Source organism: Salmonella sp. 32120201201600049SM, from assembly GCF_017572835.1.
Taxonomy (GTDB): Bacteria; Pseudomonadota; Gammaproteobacteria; order Enterobacterales; family Enterobacteriaceae; genus Salmonella; species Salmonella enterica.
The window spans coordinates 214,597-233,205 of record NZ_JAGESA010000004.1 but is presented as its reverse complement, the minus strand read 5'-3'; the positions used below and the strand labels follow the sequence as shown (position 1 = coordinate 233,205).

At 54.5% G+C, this 18,609-nt stretch carries 15 protein-coding genes; 6 read left to right on the top strand and 9 right to left on the bottom strand.

Annotated elements, in window-relative coordinates; all coding sequences use genetic code 11:
- Positions 1–132: 132 nt before the first annotated feature.
- Complete coding sequence (carB, locus tag J4650_RS11760; RefSeq protein ID WP_001126305.1) at positions 133–3,360, bottom strand: carbamoyl-phosphate synthase large subunit; 3,228 nt, start codon at positions 3,358–3,360, stop codon at positions 133–135.
- An 18-nt stretch (positions 3,361–3,378) separates the two neighbouring features.
- On the bottom strand, positions 3,379–4,527 hold the full coding sequence (gene carA, locus J4650_RS11755) for a glutamine-hydrolyzing carbamoyl-phosphate synthase small subunit (RefSeq protein WP_000597280.1): 1,149 nt from the start codon (positions 4,525–4,527) through the stop codon (positions 3,379–3,381).
- A 636-nt stretch (positions 4,528–5,163) separates the two neighbouring features.
- On the opposite strand from carA, the gene J4650_RS22835 reads away from it, so the two are divergent.
- Positions 5,164–5,439, top strand: a complete 276-nt coding sequence (locus J4650_RS22835) for a hypothetical protein (protein ID WP_023993193.1) — start codon at positions 5,164–5,166, stop codon at positions 5,437–5,439.
- A gap of 126 nt (positions 5,440–5,565) precedes the next feature.
- On the opposite strand, the gene dapB is transcribed toward J4650_RS22835, so the two are convergent.
- From dapB to citC, 7 genes are all read right to left on the bottom strand, one after another.
- Positions 5,566–6,387: a 4-hydroxy-tetrahydrodipicolinate reductase gene (gene dapB, locus J4650_RS11745; protein ID WP_000544032.1), complete on the bottom strand. Its 822-nt coding sequence runs from the start codon at positions 6,385–6,387 to the stop codon at positions 5,566–5,568.
- A gap of 179 nt (positions 6,388–6,566) precedes the next feature.
- Positions 6,567–7,475 carry a triphosphoribosyl-dephospho-CoA synthase CitG gene (citG, locus tag J4650_RS11740; protein ID WP_001103238.1) on the bottom strand — a complete coding sequence of 303 codons (909 nt, stop codon included), beginning with the start codon at positions 7,473–7,475 and terminating at the stop codon, positions 6,567–6,569.
- Complete coding sequence (gene citX, locus J4650_RS11735) at positions 7,453–8,004, bottom strand: citrate lyase holo-[acyl-carrier protein] synthase (RefSeq protein ID WP_000679050.1); 552 nt, start codon at positions 8,002–8,004, stop codon at positions 7,453–7,455. Before citX ends, citG begins: the two co-directional genes overlap by 23 nt.
- Positions 8,004–9,524 (bottom strand): citrate lyase subunit alpha, encoded by a 1,521-nt coding sequence (citF, locus tag J4650_RS11730; protein ID WP_000665573.1) that lies wholly within the window; start codon positions 9,522–9,524, stop codon positions 8,004–8,006. Before citF ends, citX begins: the two co-directional genes overlap by 1 nt.
- Positions 9,525–9,534: 10 nt before the next feature.
- Positions 9,535–10,404 (bottom strand): citrate (pro-3S)-lyase subunit beta, encoded by an 870-nt coding sequence (gene citE, locus J4650_RS11725; RefSeq protein ID WP_023993194.1) that lies wholly within the window; start codon positions 10,402–10,404, stop codon positions 9,535–9,537.
- Positions 10,401–10,694, bottom strand: a complete 294-nt coding sequence (gene citD, locus J4650_RS11720; RefSeq protein ID WP_000691461.1) for a citrate lyase acyl carrier protein — start codon at positions 10,692–10,694, stop codon at positions 10,401–10,403. Before citD ends, citE begins: the two co-directional genes overlap by 4 nt.
- A 29-nt stretch (positions 10,695–10,723) precedes the next feature.
- Positions 10,724–11,767: a [citrate (pro-3S)-lyase] ligase gene (gene citC / locus J4650_RS11715; protein WP_001181444.1), complete on the bottom strand. Its 1,044-nt coding sequence runs from the start codon at positions 11,765–11,767 to the stop codon at positions 10,724–10,726.
- A 244-nt stretch (positions 11,768–12,011) separates the two neighbouring features.
- On the opposite strand from citC, the gene citS reads away from it, so the two are divergent.
- The 5 genes from citS (at position 12,012) to J4650_RS11690 (ending at position 18,609) form a co-directional block, all read left to right on the top strand.
- A complete protein-coding gene (gene citS / locus J4650_RS11710; protein WP_000183596.1) occupies positions 12,012–13,352 on the top strand; it encodes a citrate/sodium symporter CitS in 1,341 nt (446 codons plus the stop codon).
- A 158-nt stretch (positions 13,353–13,510) separates the two neighbouring features.
- Positions 13,511–13,753: an oxaloacetate decarboxylase subunit gamma gene (locus tag J4650_RS11705; protein WP_023993195.1), complete on the top strand. Its 243-nt coding sequence runs from the start codon at positions 13,511–13,513 to the stop codon at positions 13,751–13,753.
- Positions 13,754–13,768: 15 nt separating this feature from the next.
- Positions 13,769–15,538, top strand: a complete 1,770-nt coding sequence (oadA, locus tag J4650_RS11700; protein WP_023993196.1) for a sodium-extruding oxaloacetate decarboxylase subunit alpha — start codon at positions 13,769–13,771, stop codon at positions 15,536–15,538.
- A 15-nt stretch (positions 15,539–15,553) separates the two neighbouring features.
- Positions 15,554–16,855 carry an oxalacetate decarboxylase subunit beta gene (locus J4650_RS11695; protein WP_039515628.1) on the top strand — a complete coding sequence of 434 codons (1,302 nt, stop codon included), beginning with the start codon at positions 15,554–15,556 and terminating at the stop codon, positions 16,853–16,855.
- Positions 16,856–16,989: 134 nt separating this feature from the next.
- Positions 16,990–18,609: a sensor histidine kinase gene (locus tag J4650_RS11690; RefSeq protein ID WP_001670823.1), complete on the top strand. Its 1,620-nt coding sequence runs from the start codon at positions 16,990–16,992 to the stop codon at positions 18,607–18,609.

Genomic DNA, 18,609 nt, shown 5'->3' with positions numbered 1-18,609 from the left:
TGAAAATGTGGTTACGGAAACGGACTTCTCCAGGAATGACCTTACGCAAGATAAAAAAAGGGTTTCTTTACAGAAACCCTTTCAACATTATATTACAGGTCCGGTTAGAGCAATATCCGCCGAACCCTTTGTTTACGACTTTTTGATCTGCGCGTGCATTTCCTGCACCGAGGTTACCTTCTCGGTGGCATCAGCATTGAGCGCCATCGTCGTGGCAAAACCGCCGTTCAGCGTGGTGTCATAATGCACCTTGTACTGCAGCGCGCTGCGGCGAATCACCCTGGAGTCTTCAATCGCGCGGCGACCTGCGGTGGTGTTGATGATGTAGGTGTATTCGCCATTCTTGATACGGTCCTGAATGTGCGGACGACCTTCATGCACCTTGTTCACCAGACGCGGGTTGATACCGGCTTCGCCCAGCACAATCGCCGTACCGTGGGTGGCATCCAGCTCAAAGCCCTGTTTCAGCAGCTTGGCGGCGAGATCCACCACGCGCTCTTTGTCGCCTTCGCGGACGGAGAGCAGCGCACGGCCCTGTTTCTTCATGGTGGAGTTACTGCCCAACTGTGCCTTGGCGAACGCTTCCGCAAAGGTACGGCCCACGCCCATCACTTCCCCGGTGGAGCGCATTTCCGGCCCTAACAGCGGGTCAACGCCGGGGAATTTATTGAACGGCAGCACCACTTCTTTCACCGAGTAGTACGGCGGGATAATTTCTTGGGTCACGCCCTGCTCGGTCAGCGATTTGCCGGCCATCACGCGCGCCGCCACTTTCGCCAGCGGAACGCCGGTGGCTTTGGAGACGAACGGTACGGTACGCGCCGCACGCGGGTTGACTTCAATCAGATAGACTTCGTTGTCTTTCACCGCAAACTGCACGTTCATCAGGCCGCGCACCTGCAACTCGAAGGCCAGCTTCTGCACCTGTTGGCGCATCACATCCTGAATCTCCTGGCTCAGCGTGTAGGCCGGCAGGGAACAGGCGGAGTCGCCGGAGTGTACGCCCGCCTGCTCAATGTGCTCCATAATGCCGCCAATCAGCACCATTTCGCCGTCGCAGATAGCGTCCACGTCCACTTCAACCGCGTCATCAAGGAAGCGGTCCAGCAGCACCGGCGCATCGTTAGAGACGCTGACCGCCGTCTGGAAGTAGCGACGCAGATCGGCTTCGTCATAGACAATTTCCATCGCCCGACCGCCCAGCACGTAAGAAGGACGTACCACCAGCGGGTAGCCGATCTCTTTCGCTTTTTCGACAGCCTGTTCAATGGCGGTGACGGTGGCGTTGGCCGGTTGCTTCAGCTTCAAACGGTCAACCGCATGCTGGAAGCGTTCACGGTCTTCCGCACGGTCGATGGCGTCCGGGCTGGTGCCGATAACCGGCACGCCTGCCGCTTCCAGCGCGCGCGCCAGCTTCAGTGGGGTCTGGCCGCCGTACTGCACGATAACGCCTTTCGGCTTCTCGATGCGCACGATTTCCAGCACGTCTTCCAGCGTCACCGGCTCGAAGTACAGACGGTCGGAAGTGTCGTAGTCGGTGGAGACGGTTTCCGGGTTACAGTTGACCATGATGGTCTCGTAACCGTCTTCGCGCAGCGCCAGCGAGGCGTGTACGCAGCAGTAGTCAAACTCAATGCCCTGGCCGATACGGTTCGGGCCGCCGCCGAGGACCATGATTTTATCGCGGTCAATGGACGGGTTCGCTTCGCACTCATCTTCATAAGTGGAGTACATGTAGGCGGTATCGGTGGCGAATTCCGCCGCGCAGGTATCCACACGCTTGTAGACCGGATGCAGGTCATACTGGTCACGCAGTTTGCGGATTTCCGCTTCGCGTACGCCCGCCAGTTTCGCCAGACGCGCATCGGCAAACCCTTTGCGCTTGAGCTGACGCAGGAAGTCGGCGTTGAGGCCAGTAATCCCGACTTCAGCCACTTTCTCTTCCAGACGCACCAGCTCTTCAATCTGCACCAGGAACCAGCGGTCGATGTTGGTCAGGTTAAAGACGCCATCCACAGACAAGCCCGCACGGAAGGCATCGGCGATATACCAGATACGATCAGCGCCCGCATCTTTCAGCTCGCGGCGGATTTTGGTCAGAGCTTCCGGGTCGTCGAGGCTCACTTTCGGGTCGAAACCGGTGGCGCCCACTTCCAGGCCGCGCAGCGCTTTCTGCAGGGATTCCTGCTGCGTGCGACCAATCGCCATCACTTCCCCGACCGATTTCATCTGAGTGGTCAGACGGTCATTGGCACCGGCGAATTTCTCGAAGTTAAAGCGCGGAATTTTGGTGACAACATAGTCGATGGACGGCTCGAAGGAGGCCGGCGTACGGCCACCGGTGATGTCGTTCATCAGTTCGTCGAGGGTGTAACCCACCGCCAGTTTGGCGGCTACTTTGGCAATCGGGAAGCCGGTGGCTTTCGACGCCAGCGCCGAGGAGCGGGAGACGCGCGGGTTCATTTCGATAACGATCAGACGACCGTTTTTCGGGTTCACTGCGAACTGGACGTTAGAACCGCCGGTTTCGACGCCGATTTCACGCAGTACCGCCATCGAGGCGTTACGCATGATTTGGTATTCTTTGTCGGTCAGCGTCTGTGCCGGGGCCACGGTGATGGAGTCACCGGTGTGGATACCCATCGCATCGAAGTTTTCGATAGAGCAGACGATGATGCAGTTGTCGTTTTTATCACGCACCACTTCCATCTCGTACTCTTTCCAGCCGATCAGCGATTCATCAATCAGCAGCTCGTTGGTTGGCGAGAGGTCCAGACCGCGTTCGCAGATTTCTTCGAACTCTTCACGGTTGTAAGCGATACCGCCGCCGGTGCCGCCCATGGTAAAGGACGGACGGATGATGCACGGGAAGCCCACGTCAGCGGCAACCGCCAGCGCTTCTTCCATAGTGTGCGCGATACCGGAACGCGCGGTGTCGAGACCAATTTTCTTCATCGCGATATCGAAGCGACGACGGTCTTCGGCTTTATCAATGGCGTCGGCGGTGGCGCCAATCATGGTGACGCCGAACTCTTCGAGCACGCCCTGCCGCTCCAGTTCCAGCGCGCAGTTCAGCGCCGTCTGGCCGCCCATGGTCGGCAGCACTGCATCCGGACGCTCTTTTTCAATGATTTTGCGCACCACTTCCCAGTGAATCGGCTCGATGTAGGTGGCATCGGCCATTTCCGGGTCGGTCATGATGGTGGCCGGGTTGGAGTTCACCAGAATAACGCGGTAACCCTCTTCGCGCAGCGCTTTACACGCCTGAGCGCCGGAGTAGTCAAACTCACACGCCTGACCGATAACAATCGGGCCCGCGCCCAGAATCAGGATGCTTTTTATATCTGTACGTTTTGGCATGGCTCTTATTACTCCTGATTATTTCGCGGACTGACGGTATTGCTCAATAAGCTCGATAAAGTGGTCGAACAGCGGCGCCGCATCGTGCGGGCCTGGGCTCGCCTCCGGGTGACCCTGGAAGCTGAACGCCGGTTTGTCGGTACGATGAATCCCCTGCAGGGTGCCGTCGAACAGCGACTTGTGGGTCACGCGCAGGTTGGCTGGCAGCGAGTCTTCATCCACCGCAAAACCGTGGTTCTGCGCGGTGATCATTACCACGTTTCTGTCCATATCTTTTACCGGATGGTTGCCGCCGTGATGGCCGAACTTCATCTTAACGGTCTTCGCACCGCTCGCCAGCGCCAGTAGCTGATGACCGAGGCAGATGCCAAATAGCGGAATGTCGGTTTCGAGGAATTTCTGGATAGCAGTAATCGCGTAGTCGCACGGAGCCGGGTCGCCAGGGCCGTTTGACAGGAAGATGCCGTCCGGATTCATTTTCAGCACCTCTTCAGCAGAGGTTTGCGCTGGCACCACCGTCAGGCGGCAGCCGCGATCCACCAGCATACGCAGGATGTTGCGCTTGGCGCCGAAATCATAGGCCACCACATGGAACGGCAGGTCATCCTCAGATTTCGCTTCCGGTAAACCGTCTTTCAGCGTCCAGCTACCCTGCGTCCAGCGGTAGGTTTCCGCCGTGGTCACTTCTTTCGCCAGATCCATACCGTTCAGTCCAGGAAATGCTTTCGCTTTTTCCAGCGCCAGCTTCGCATCCGGGCTATCGCCTGCAATGATGCAGCCGTTCTGTGCGCCTTTCTCACGCAGCAGTCGGGTCAGCTTGCGGGTATCGATATCAGCAATCGCCACAATGTTATGCCGTTTGAGGTAAGAAGAGAGGTCTTCGGTGTTACGGAAGTTGCTGGCAATCAACGGCAGATCGCGAATCACTAAACCTTGCGCATGAACCTGAGAAGATTCTTCATCGGCTTCATTGGTGCCGACATTACCAATATGGGGATAAGTAAGAGTGACGATTTGGCGGGAATAGGAAGGATCAGTGAGGATTTCTTGATAACCGGTCATTGAAGTATTGAAAACGACTTCCCCAACCGCCGAACCTGTTGCCCCTATGGCCCGACCGTGAAACTGGGTTCCGTCTTCCAGAACCAATAGCGCTGACTTAATCAAAACACCCTCCAGAGAATATTCACTCACTTTATTTGCATATTAATTCATTCAGTCAGTATGAAGCAATGCAAATTTGCTTACCCGTGGATTTCTGGCAAACGGCGGCATTCTGAAGTTAAGCCGGATAAAAGTCAACTTAAAGCGGGTATTTTTTATGTTATTTTGCACATTATAAGGAAGTTATTCTGTTTAAGAGGCAAAAAGATCAACTAAGTGACGATAGAAAACGCTTGCGCTTCCTTGAGTTCGCAAAAAACTGGCTGGCATGATAAAAAGTGGACCAAATGGTCAAATTTCACATTAAAACAACAAAAAACAACGATAAAAACTCACTTAATAGCCATCAATGCCATTAAATGCATAAAAATTCAAAATTAAGCAAATTAACAACAAAAACATTTTAAAAATCAATATTTTAAAAATATAAAAAACAAATCAAATGCATTATAAAATCAACAAAAACAGCAAATTAAGACAATGTAATAACAATTACAATCGCGATATGAAGATCCAGCTTCTTTTTCTTTAAGACTAGCGCATACGATTGGACCACAACCAGCCTCACTACAGCATAAAAAAGCCAACCTATTGAAACAAAAGAGATAAAACGCCCACGTGGAACAGCACTACCCCCCGATGGATATCAGTCTTATCAGTCTGGTCGAGGTGCATTTTGCATACGGTAAGCCGCTGCGGCTGAATATGACTAATGTCAGTTCAGGCAGTAATTTTTTCCCGTTGAACGTAATGACCCGTACCGATGCGCCTGAAAGGTCAATTAACCGCATTTATCGTAATGGCAATTACGTCACGCAAATGGATGCCGTTGGCCCGGATGTCTTTAAACTGACTGTTCTTAACGCGAAAACAACGGCAGAACATGTCGTGGGCGAAGAAACTGTCGAAACATGAATGGCGAAAGGCGTTATTTATCTGGCCGAATAACCGGGGGGGCAAAAACAAAAGGGCAATAATATATTGCCCTTTGTAATCAATTAATCTTGATTACCACAACCACATCACGAAGGTATTTAGTCGCTATAATACATCCAGCCCCAGCACGTCCCGCATGTCAAATAGCCCATTTTTCTTCGTTTTTAGCCATAACGCCGATCGCAACGCGCCATTTGCAAACGTCATGCGGCTGGAAGCTTTATGCGTAATCTCTACGCGCTCGCCAATATCGGCAAACATCGCGGTATGTTCGCCGACGATGTCGCCCGCGCGTACGGTTGCAAAGCCAATCGTGCCCGGTACGCGCTCGCCGGTATAACCTTCACGCGAGTAGACCGCGCAGTCCTTCAGATTTTTATCCAGCGCCCCGGCGATTGCCTCGCCCATTGCCAGCGCCGTACCCGACGGTGCATCCACTTTATGGCGGTGGTGCGCTTCAATAATTTCAATATCGCTATAGTCGCCCATTACCTTCGCGGCTTTCTCCAGCAGCTTGAGCATGACGTTAACGCCGACGCTAAAGTTTGCGGCGAAAACGATCGCAATCTCTTGCGACGCCTCGCGAATGGCTTGTTTACCGGCGTCGTCAAAGCCGGTAGTACCAATCACCATCCCTTTACCATGCTGGCGGCAAAACGCCAGATGCGTCAACGTGCCTTCCGGACGGGTAAAATCGATGAAAACGTCAAAATCATCTTTTACCGCCTCAAGGCTACTTTGAACGATCACGCCGGACTTTCCCGCCCCTGCCAGTTCGCCAGCATCGCTGCCCAGCAAGGAAGAGCCTTCGCGCTCCAGCGCGGCACCCAGCTGAACACCTTCCATCGCCATGGCGGCCTGGATTAACTGCCGTCCCATGCGGCCACCAGCGCCGGCAATGGCGACGCGGATTTGTGCTTCATGCATAGCTATTCTCTTTTGTAAAAATTGCGTAAACCGTTTTCAGAGTAACCAGCGCGCCCGGAGGCCGCCATCTAAAATCGCCGATAATTAGAAATTAATGATAAACAGGGAGCGATATCAGTAAAAGACATGATTCATCCCGCAGGATGAATCATTGCTGGAGAGAATGAAAGAAGAGAAACTTACTCAGGATAGAGGGAACCGGCAGGAAAATGACTTAAAAACCAGGTCACTGCCAGTAAATCCGCGCTACCGCCAGGGCTTAAGTTACGCAGGATGAGTTCATCATCGAGGGACTGCATCGCTTCAATGCCCCCCTCAACCAATACGCCCCCTTGCCACAACAATTTTTGTGCCTGCTGCTGCACGTAGTAAAGCCCTTCCAGGCCTCCCCGTGACACCAGATTGGTATCATCATTCCACGCCATCAGATGCAACAATGTTTGCAGCAGGGCAAGATGGGTATCGTCATGCTCCTGCACGACCCGGTTAAACACCGGCAAAGCCTGCGTTCTGACGGTTCGAAAACCGCTTTCCGCTTCTCCCCGCGCGCCCGACAGGCCATAACACTGGAAATGGGTTTCACTCTTTGTCAGTTTTCCCGCTTTTTTTGCTGAGAGCTCGTGGGCAACAATATTCCGACTCAGGCGGGCAACCTGGTCGCAGATACGATTTTGCTCCAACGGTTCTCCCCGCGCGAGAAGTCGGCCAATCGCTGCGCTCAACAGGCCAAAAGCGAAAATCGCCCCGCGATGGGTATTCACACCATTGGTCGCCTGTAGCATATCGTTCTCACAGGCCATCCCCAGCGGACGCAGCATCACCAGGACATTTTCTGCCGCCAGCGCCGCCGTGTTGTTGCCCATGATAAAAAACTTTTCCATCCACGGAGCAATGGCGGTAGTGCTACGTTCAAATGCCGCCAGATCCATATCCCTATGCGCTCCCGAATTACGAATATCGACCAGACCGGGTTTTGGTGTCAGCCTGGCTTCCGTCAGCAGCGCTCTTGCAACCAACCCATTAAGTTCGCCAGCCGCCAGCGATGAGTACGCTGGCGTACGCCGTTCAGTCACAACGCTCACGTTCATAGCATTCAATCCTTCGTGCAATTTCATCCAACAAAAGGTCAAGGGTGTGATGCTTGCCCCGGGCACAGAGATGAGCATCCTGCTGGCATATCAAACATGGCCGGGCAGGATGCCCGAGTTCACGGCGTGATAGCGACTTACCGTCGCTATCAATAATGTCGATGTCCCAAAGCCGCCCTAACGGATGGCTCATCTCTAGTGTCGACATGTGCTGTTTCAACGCCATTGCCGGCGCACAGACCGCTGCCATCCATTCCGGGCCGCTGCGTTCATTTACCTGCATTTCCCAGACGTTGACCCACTCCTTCTGTTCGCAAAGCGCCAGTATTTCGGCAATTGCGTAATCGGCGACACGCCGCCAGACCGCTGAGTTTTTAACGGCGCCCGGTGCAACCAGCGTGAGGGAAATCAACGGTAGCCGATAGCAGTTCAACGCCTGACGCTGCCTGGCGGCACGTTTATCGCGCGCTTGTAGCATCTCCTCCAGCGTAACTGCCTGGCCCTGGTACAGCAGGTCTGTGCCCTTCATCAGCCTTTAACCTGGCGAATCACGTCAATCACTGAACCGTCGCGATAACGCACCACAGCCACCACCCGATCGGTAAACTCAATCGGCTGCGGTTTACCGGTCAGTTGCTCAGCGCGCTGTTGCAGTTGTTCGATGGTCATCAGCGCCACGCCCGCAGCACGCAGGTTATCAAGCAGATCCTGACGCGCAGGGTTCACTGCAATACCATGGTCGGTAACCAGCACATCAACGCTTGCCCCTGGCGTGACGGTAGTCAGCACCTTTTCTACCACGCAAGGAATACGCCCGCGCACCAGCGGCGCAGTGATAATAGTCAGATCCGCACCTGCTGCCGTATCGCTATGGCCGCCCGATGCGCCACGCAGTACGCCGTTTGAACCGGTCATCACGTTAACGTTGAAATTCACGTCAATTTCCAGCGCGCTCAGCATCACCACGTTCAGGCGTTCGCATGCCGCGCCTTTAGAGGCGGGGTTCGCGTATTGATTGGTTGAGATTTCAATATGATGTGGATTCTGCGCCAGCGAACGGGCCGCATCGCCATCGAATGATTGCGTATCCAGCAGCGCTTTGATCAACCCTTTCTCATGCAGATCCACCATGGTGCCGGTGATCCCGCCCAGGCCAAAACTCGCCGTAATGTTGTGCCGACGCATTTTGTCTTCCAGGAAACGGGTGACCGCCAGAGATGCGCCACCGGTGCCGGTTTGCAGTGAGAAACCATCACAAAAATAACCTGAGTGTTCGATCACATTGGCCGCCTGCCGGGCGATCAACAGTTCACGCGGGTTGCTGGACAGACGAATCGCGCCCGCGGTGATTTTTTCCGGATCCCCTACTTCGTCCACCTGTACGATCAAATCAACCTGATCCTGCGCGATACTGGCCGGATAATTGGGGAATTCGACCCACTCTTCAGTCAGGAGCACCACACATTTAGCGTACTGCGCATCAACCTGCGCATACCCCAAAGAGCCGCAGCGTGACTTGCCGCTAAAGCCGTTCGCATTACCAAATTCGTCGCAGCACGGCACGCCGAGGAAAGCGACATCAATATTCAGCTCACCGCTCTGAATCAGCTTTACGCGGCCGCCGTGAGAGTGGATCTGTACCGGGTTTTCCATCAGGCCAGCGGAGATCTCTTCCCCTAACTTGCCGCGCAGCCCGGAGGTGTAAATCTGCCGCACCACGCCATTTTTAATGTGTTCGATAAGCGGCCAGTGGGCATCAATTAATGAGCTGGAGGCAAGCGTCAGATCGCGGAATCCCATTTCCGCCAGCTTCGCCATCACCATATTGACAACTTTGTCGCCACCACGAAACGCATGGTGGAAGGATATCGTCATGCCATTTTTAAGCCCGGAACGACGGATAGCCTCTTCAAGCGAGTCACAAATTTTACGCCGACGCTTTTCCGTTTCACTGGCAAGCCACGGGCTGTTCGCTGTTACCCCCTGGTAGGGCTGTAATCCTTCCGGTACGACATATTGCTGGTTGAGCATGGTTACAGTCTCTTTCATGGTTCCTTCCTTAATCACGAATACCGGAAGCCGACAGCGCCACCACTTTACGCGCGTGGTCGATAATCGGGCCGTCAATCATTTTGCCGTTGAGTGAAACGACGCCCAGACCGCGAGACTCAGCCTCTTCAGCGGCGGCAATCACCTCATACGCATGCTCAACTTCTTTACGTGTCGGAGAATAAGCCTGATGTAACAGCTCAATCTGACGTGGGTTCACTAAGGACTTACCGTTAAAACCAAGCCCTTTCGCCAACTGCACTTCCTTCAGGAAGCCTTCTTCATTATTGATATCCGACCAAACGACATCATAGGCGGCAATACCCGCAACGCGCGCCGCATGCAGCACTGCGCAGCGGGCGTAGAACAGCTCGGTGCCATCGCCCCGGCAGGTGCCCATATCCATCACGTAATCAAATGCCGCCAGCGCAATTGCCACCATGCGCGGGCTGGAGGTGGCGATGCCGACGGCATTGACCACGCCTTTCGCTGATTCGATCGCCGCCATCAGCCTGGTACTGCCGACCGCGCGTCCACATTCACGTTCGATCCGTTCGACCTGCGCTTCCAGCTCCAGCACATCGTTTTTGCTGTCGGTTTTCGGCAGACGCACGATATCCGCGCCACCACGCACGACGGCTTCAAGATCGGCCAGACCAAACGGCGTGTTCAGTGGATTAATGCGCACCACTTTTTCAACATCCTGATAGAACGGATGTTGAAGCGCGTGATGGACTAAAAGACGGGCGGTATCTTTCTCACGTAACGCTACGGCGTCTTCTAAGTCGAACATCACCGCGTCCGCACCATAGACAAACGAGGTGCTCAACATGGCCGCATTTGCGCCGGGGATAAACAACATACTGCGACGTGGTCTCATAACGCACTCCATTGAATTTCCGTTTGTTCTGCAGCGCGTAACGCCGCCGCCTGCACTCGGGCGCGTAAAATACACTCCAGCGCGCCTTTGTCATCGACGCTAACCAGCGCGCGTTCAACGCCCAGCTTCGCCAGCGTTTCCCGAACCACCTGCTCAATCGCCGCGCCAAACTGCTGCTTCACCAGACTCTCTAGCTCCAGCCGAATTCCTGGCTCGCTGGATGGACCAATCCTGATCATCACATCGCTGGATTCCAGCGTGCCTGCCAGGGCATCTTTAATGATTTTCATTAGTTATGTTCCTTGTTAACGGTGTTACGTCATATGGTTTCAGTGTGTCTGGCGGCATGCCGCTGCAGATATGCCAGGGTGCCAGCAGGCACCAACGCGCTTATTGCCGGCCAATTACGTTCGCTATACAGTTTTCTGACGCGAGAGGCGGAAATAGCCGTGCCGTTTTTCTCCACCCGCGCCAGCTCGACGACCTCAATAACCGGGCCGCTACGCTTCGGATCGTGCAAAATGTCGTGCATTCGCTGGTTATAGGCACAGGTCAGAGGACAAAACGGTTCACTGCCGACAAAACGATGGGTAATCCCCAGCGCTGGAGCCAGATGTTCACGGAAGAGTTGCAGATCGATCTGGCAATGGCAGTCGTCCACAACCCCTTTTTCTTTGAGGAAATAGCCGGGAAACGTCGCACGCGAGATCATATAAGCGGAGCCGGAATGCAACGTGACGTTGTCAATACCCGCGATTCCTTGTTCGATCAGCGCCCAACGGTCGGTATAGGAAAAAAATGAAGCATCTTCTTTGACCACAAATAGATGCAGCCAGTCACAGGCTGCCGCTGCTTGTTCCACCAGATAACGGTGGCCCAAGGTAAACGGATTGGCGTTCATGACGATGGCGCCGATCGTTTTTCCCGGTTGACGATAAAGCGCCAGTTGGCGACAAAAGCGCGCTAACCGTTCACTGCTGTTCTCCATTAACACCGCCAGCTCACCTGCCTGCGCAATGGGCCAAAACCCCGCGCCAGAAAACAGCAACCGATTTTGCGGCTTAGTGAACAGGAAAAGCTCGCTGCGGTTTAACTCATAGGCCAATGTAAGCAGCTCAGTCAGCAGTTTGAGGCTGAGCCCTTCCCCTTGTAAAACCGGGGAAACGGCGATGCATTTCAGTACGTTTCCGGCCAGCGAGCCGCATCCAACTATCTCACCCTGCCAATATGCGCATACCGCGATTTCACAATCATCTTCCAGGGCGAGTCCCACGCCCTCCAGAAACATGGCGACCGACTCGCGACGCAATACATCCTTTTGCAAATAAATGCGTTTAAATATTAGATTCACTCTATTCTGCATCCGTCAGCAAATAACGCCGCATATTTCGCCAGCGTTTGTATTACTCGTCTGGAATAGACATCACACTTTCCCCCTTGCTTTTATAAGCTTTATGGTTTTTATTTCCTTAATTAACCAGAGTTAATAAAAATAATTAAATTAATTAAAAACACAACCATTCAGTGAAGATAGTCACATCTCACGGTTCATTGAATTTATTAGTATGCGCGGGTCTTGTTACCCATCAATACACAGGAAAATGTTTATGACCAACATGACCCAGGCTTCGGCGACGGAGAAAAAGGGGGCTGGCGATTTACTCAGATTCAAAATCTTTGGTATGCCGCTACCGCTTTATGCTTTTGCATTAATTACTTTATTACTGTCTCATTTCTATAACGCTATACCGACTGACTTAGTCGGTGGTTTTGCTCTTATGTTTGTTATGGGGGCCATTTTTGGTGAAATCGGCAAACGTTTACCGATCTTCAATAAATATATTGGTGGCGCACCGGTTATGATATTTCTGGTTGCGGCTTATTTTGTCTATGCTGGCATATTTACGCAGAAAGAAATTGATGCGATCAGCAACGTAATGGATAAAAGCAACTTCCTTAACCTGTTTATCGCAGTGTTGATCACAGGCGCGATCCTGTCGGTAAACCGTAAGCTGCTATTAAAATCACTGCTGGGCTATATCCCAACCATCCTCGCCGGGATTGTCGGCGCGTCCCTTTTCGGTATCGTCATTGGTCTGTGCTTCGGTATCCCGGTCGACCGTATCATGATGCTGTACGTTCTGCCGATTATGGGCGGTGGTAACGGCGCGGGCGCCGTGCCTCTGTCTGAAATTTATCACTCGGTTACCGGACGTTCTCGCGAAGAGTATTACTCAACGGCTATTGCTATTCTGACCATTGCGAATATCTTCGCCATTATTTTCGCCGCCCTCCTCGATATGATAGGCAAAAAATACACCTGGCTTAGCGGTGAAGGTGAGTTGGTTCGTAAGGCTTCCTTCAAAACCGAAGATGATGAAAAGGCCGGTCAGATTACCCATCGTGAAACGGCGGTTGGCATGGTGTTATCCACCACCTGCTTCCTGCTGGCCTATGTTGTTGCCAAGAAAATTCTGCCAAGCATCGGCGGCGTCTCTATTCACTACTTCGCCTGGATGGTTCTGATTGTTGCTGCGCTGAACGCATCAGGTCTTTGCTCACCGGAGATTAAAGCCGGGGCGAAACGTCTTTCTGACTTCTTCTCCAAACAACTGCTGTGGGTGCTGATGGTCGGTGTGGGTGTTTGCTACACCGATCTGCAAGAGATTATCGATGCCCTGACGTTCGCGAACGTCGTTATCGCCGCAATCATTGTGGTCGGCGCAGTCGTTGGCGCAGCTATCGGGGGCTGGTTGATTGGCTTCTACCCGATTGAATCATCCATTACTGCGGGTCTTTGTATGGCCAACCGCGGCGGCTCCGGCGATCTGGAAGTGCTCTCCGCCTGTAACCGTATGAACCTCATTTCATATGCACAAATTTCCTCTCGTCTGGGCGGCGGTATTGTGCTGGTTATCGCCAGCATCGTGTTCAGCATGATGGTGTAAAAAAACGCACGGCGGTGTCTTTGCCGCAAACGACCTGGAGAAAAGTAGAGGCCAAAGCCAGAGGTGGCCAAGGGAAATCCACTCTACTCCTTAGCCGGATTCACCAGGAAGGTTGTCGTCAAGGCCACCGTCGTGCCTCTCATTATGGAAAATGATTCATGAATGAAGCTGTACTACTGGGTGAAGGTTTCACCCTGATGTTTTTAGGGATGGGGTTCGTACTGAGCTTTCTGTTCCTGCTCATCTTTGCCATTCGCGGCATGTCTGCCGTGATTACTCGCTTCTTCCCGGAACCCGTCGCCGCGCCCGCACCGCGCGCCGTTCCCGTCGTGGACGACTTCGCCCGCTTAAAGCCGGTGATTGCCGCCGCTATCCACCACCATCGCCGCCTTAACCCTTAATTCACGGAGGGATCCATGACTATTGCCATTACCGATGTCGTCCTGCGCGACGCCCACCAGTCCCTGTTCGCCACCCGCCTGCGCCTTGACGATATGCTGCCGATTGCCGCTCAGCTCGATGACGTGGGCTACGGGTCGCTGGAGTGCTGGGGCGGCGCCACCTTTGACGCCTGTATCCGTTTCCTCGGCGAAGACCCGTGGCTGCGCCTGCGCGAACTCAAAAAAGCCATGCCCAAAACCCCGCTGCAGATGTTGCTGCGCGGCCAGAACCTGCTCGGTTATCGCCACTACGCCGATGATGTGGTGGAGCGTTTTGTTGAGCGGGCGGTGAAAAACGGCATGGACGTGTTCCGCGTCTTCGATGCCATGAACGACCCGCGCAATATGAAAGCCGCCCTGCAGGCGGTGCGCAGCCACGGCGCGCACGCCCAGGGCACGCTGAGCTATACCACCAGTCCGGCGCACACGTTGCAGACCTGGCTGGATTTAACAGAGCAACTGCTGGAAACCGGCGTCGATTCCATTGCGATTAAGGACATGTCCGGCATTCTCACCCCGATGGCCGCTTTTGAGCTGGTCAGCGAAATCAAAAAACGTTTTGAGGTGCGCCTGCACCTGCACTGTCACGCCACCACCGGGATGGCGGAGATGGCCCTGCTGAAAGCCATCGAAGCGGGCGTCGACGGCGTGGACACGGCGATTTCCTCGATGAGCGCCACCTACGGCCACCCGGCCACCGAGGCGCTGGTGGCAACGCTTGTCGGCACGGAACACGACACCGGGCTGGATATCCTGAAGCTGGAAAACATCGCCGCGTACTTCCGCGAGGTGCGCAAAAAGTATCACGCCTTTGAAGGCCAGCTGAAAGGCTACGACAGCCGTATTCTGGTGGCCCAGGTGCCGGGCGGAATGCTCACTAACCTCGAAAGCCAGCTGAAGCAGCAGAACGCGGCGGACAAACTGGACCAGGTGCTGGCGGAAATCCCCCGCGTGCGCGAGGACCTCGGCTTTATCCCGCTGGTGACCCCGACCTCGCAGATTGTCGGCACCCAGGCGGTGCTCAACGTCCTGACCGGCGAGCGCTACAAAACCATCGCGAAGGAAACCGCCGGGATACTGAAAGGCGAATACGGCCACACGCCGGTGCCGGTTAACGCCGCGTTACAGGCCCGCGTGCTGGAAGGGGGCGCTCCGGTGACCTGCCGTCCGGCGGATCTGCTGAAGCCGGAGCTGGCTGAACTGGAAGCGGACGTCAGGCGCCAGGCGCAGGAGAAGGGCATTCAGCTTGCGGGAAACGCCATTGACGACGTGCTCACCGTGGCGCTGTTCCCGCAAATCGGCCTCAAATTCCTTGAGAACCGCCATAATCCGGCGGCGTTTGAGCCACTGCCGCAGGCGGAAGCCGCGCAGCCTGCCGCTGCCCCGGCAAAAGCCGCAGCTTCCGGTATCTACACCGTGGAAGTGGAAGGCAAAGCCTTTGTGGTGAAAGTCAGCGACGGCGGCGATATCAGCCAGCTCACTGCGGCTGCACCTGCTGCCTCTTCTGCTCCTGCCACCGCCCCGGCAGGCGCCGGCACCCCGGTCACCGCGCCGCTGGCGGGCAATATCTGGAAAGTGATAGCCACCGAAGGGCAGAGCGTAGCGGAAGGCGACGTGCTGCTGATTCTGGAAGCCATGAAGATGGAAACCGAAATCCGCGCCGCGCAGGCCGGGACGGTACGCGGTATCGCGGTGAAGTCCGGGGATGCGGTTTCCGTCGGCGACACCCTGATGACGCTGGCGTAAGGACGAGGAGCGGAAATGGAAAGTCTGAACGCCCTGCTTCAGGGCATGGGGCTGATGCACCTTGGCACAGGCCAGGCCATCATGCTGCTGGTCAGCCTGCTGCTGCTGTGGCTGGCGATAGCGAAGAAGTTCGAACCGTTGTTGCTGTTGCCAATAGGCTTCGGCGGGCTGCTCTCCAACATCCCGGAAGCGGGCATGGCGCTGACCGCGCTGGAAAGCCTGCTGGCGCATCACGACGCCGGGCAGCTGGCGGTGATTGCCGCGAAGCTGAACTGCGCGCCGGACGTGCACGCCATTAAAGAGGCATTAGCGCTGGCGCTACCGTCGGTGCAGGGCCAGATGGAGAACCTGGCGGTGGACATGGGCTACACGCCGGGGGTGCTGGCGCTGTTCTATAAAGTGGCGATTGGCTCCGGCGTCGCGCCGCTGGTCATCTTTATGGGCGTGGGGGCGATGACCGACTTCGGCCCGCTGCTGGCCAACCCGCGCACCCTGCTGCTCGGCGCGGCGGCGCAGTTCGGCATCTTCGCCACCGTGCTGGGGGCGCTGACGCTGAACTACTTCGGCCTTATCAGCTTCACCCTGCCGCAGGCGGCGGCCATCGGCATTATCGGCGGCGCGGACGGCCCGACGGCGATTTACCTGTCGGGCAAGCTGGCGCCGGAGCTGCTGGGGGCCATCGCGGTGGCGGCGTACTCGTATATGGCGCTGGTGCCGTTAATCCAGCCGCCGATTATGCGCGCGCTGACCAGCGAGAAAGAGCGCAAAATCCGCATGGTGCAGCTGCGCACGGTGAGTAAGCGGGAAAAAATCCTCTTCCCGGTGGTGCTGTTACTACTGGTGGCGCTGCTGCTGCCGGACGCCGCGCCGCTGCTGGGGATGTTCTGCTTTGGCAATCTGATGCGCGAAAGCGGCGTGGTGGAGCGCCTGAGCGACACGGTACAGAACGGGCTGATTAATATCGTGACCATTTTCCTCGGGCTTTCCGTTGGCGCAAAACTGGTGGCGGACAAGTTCCTGCAACCGCAGACGCTGGGCATTCTGCTGCTGGGGGTGGTTGCCTTTGGTATCGGGACGGCGGCCGGGGTACTGATGGCGAAGCTGCTGAACCTGTGCAGTAAGAACAAAATCAACCCGCTTATCGGTTCGGCGGGGGTGTCGGCGGTGCCGATGGCGGCCCGCGTATCGAACAAAGTGGGGCTGGAATCAGACGCGCAGAACTTCCTGCTGATGCACGCGATGGGGCCGAACGTGGCGGGGGTAATTGGCTCGGCCATTGCCGCGGGCGTGATGCTGAAATACGTGCTGGCGATGTAATAGTGGATGGGATACGCATGTCGTATCCCATTTTCATCCAAATTTTTTCTGAAAGAAAAGTAAGTATGAACTGGTTCAGGTTCCGGTGATGCCGAATGCAAGAAAATACCGTAATTAAATATTTAAATACCAATATGTTTATACGGGAAATTACACGCTGGTTTGCCAGACACTCGTTTCAAAACCGGATATTTCTACTGATCCTGTTTACATCCACCATCGTGATGCTGGCAATCACCTGGTATCTGACCGATATCACGAAAGAACGCCTGCATTATCAGGTGGGCCAACGTGCGCTTATTCAGGCAATGCAAATATCCGCTATGCCAGAATTAGTTGAAGCCGTAGAAGCGCATGATTTGTCACGCATCAAAGCGTTGATTGACCCAATGCGCTCGTTTTCGGATGCGACTTACATTACCGTTGGCAACGAAAAAGGTCAGCGACTGTATCACGTCAACCCGGATGAGATCGGCAAATATATGGAGGGCGGCGATAGCGACGACGCGCTGTATAACGCTAAAAGCTACGTATCGGTGCGCAAAGGTTCATTAGGCTCTTCCCTACGTGGTAAATCCCCGATTCAGGACAGTACCGGTAAAGTCATCGGTATTGTTTCCGTCGGCTATACTCTGGAACAGTTGGAGAGCTGGCTTAACTTACAAATCAGCTCGTTGCTGTTCCCGATGGCGTTACTGCTGCTGGTACTGTTGTACTGTGCCCGCCGCTTCTCGCTGCATATTAAAAAGCAGATGCTTAACATGGAGCCGCAGCAGCTTTCACAACTATTAATTCAGCAAAGCGTGTTGTTTGAGTCGGTATTTGAAGGGTTGATCGCCATTGACTCCCATCACCGTATTACCGCCATTAACCAAACGGCTCGCCGCTTACTGAATCTGAGCCAACCGGAGTCTGAACTCATTGGCTATGCAATCCACCATGTCGTGTTGCCGGAGGCCTTCTTTTACGATGCGCCGCAAAAAAACAAAAAAGATGAGATCGTCACCTTTAACCAAATGAAAGTCATCGCCAGTCGCATGGCGGTCATTATTGACAACCAGCCTCAGGGCTGGGTTATTAGCTTTCGCAACAAAGACGATATCAATACACTCAGCCTGCAGTTAAGTCAGGTGCGGCAATACGCCGATAACCTGCGCGCCGTGCAGCATGAGCATCGCAACCTTATTTCCACCATTGCCGGACTGCTGTTCCTGAAGCGCTACGATAATGCGCTGGCGCTGATTCAGCAGCAGTCGGAAAGCCACCAGAAAGTACTCGATTTTATTTCCCATAATTTCCGCGACCACCACCTTGCGGGGCTATTAATCGGTAAATATTATCGGGCAAAAGAGCTGGGGCTGGAGCTGATTTTCGATCCTTCAAGCTTTGTTGAACACCTGCCGTCATCGCTCTCGCATAATGAATGGATTTCGATTGTTGGCAATTTATTGGACAACGCCTATAACGCCACCCTGCTCAATCGCGAAGGCTCGCGACAGATTGAGTGCCTGATCAACAGCGAAGGTAATGAAGTCATTATTGAAGTTGCCGATCAGGGATGTGGTATTGACGAAAATATCCGCCAGCATATTTTCGAGCGTGGAGTGACCACCCACAACAACGGCGATCACGGAATTGGATTATGGTTGGTGCACAGCTACGTCAAGCAGGCCAATGGTGACATTATCGTCGATAACAATAATCCTTTTGGCACCATTTTTACCCTCTATATCCCTTTTACCAGAGAAGAATAA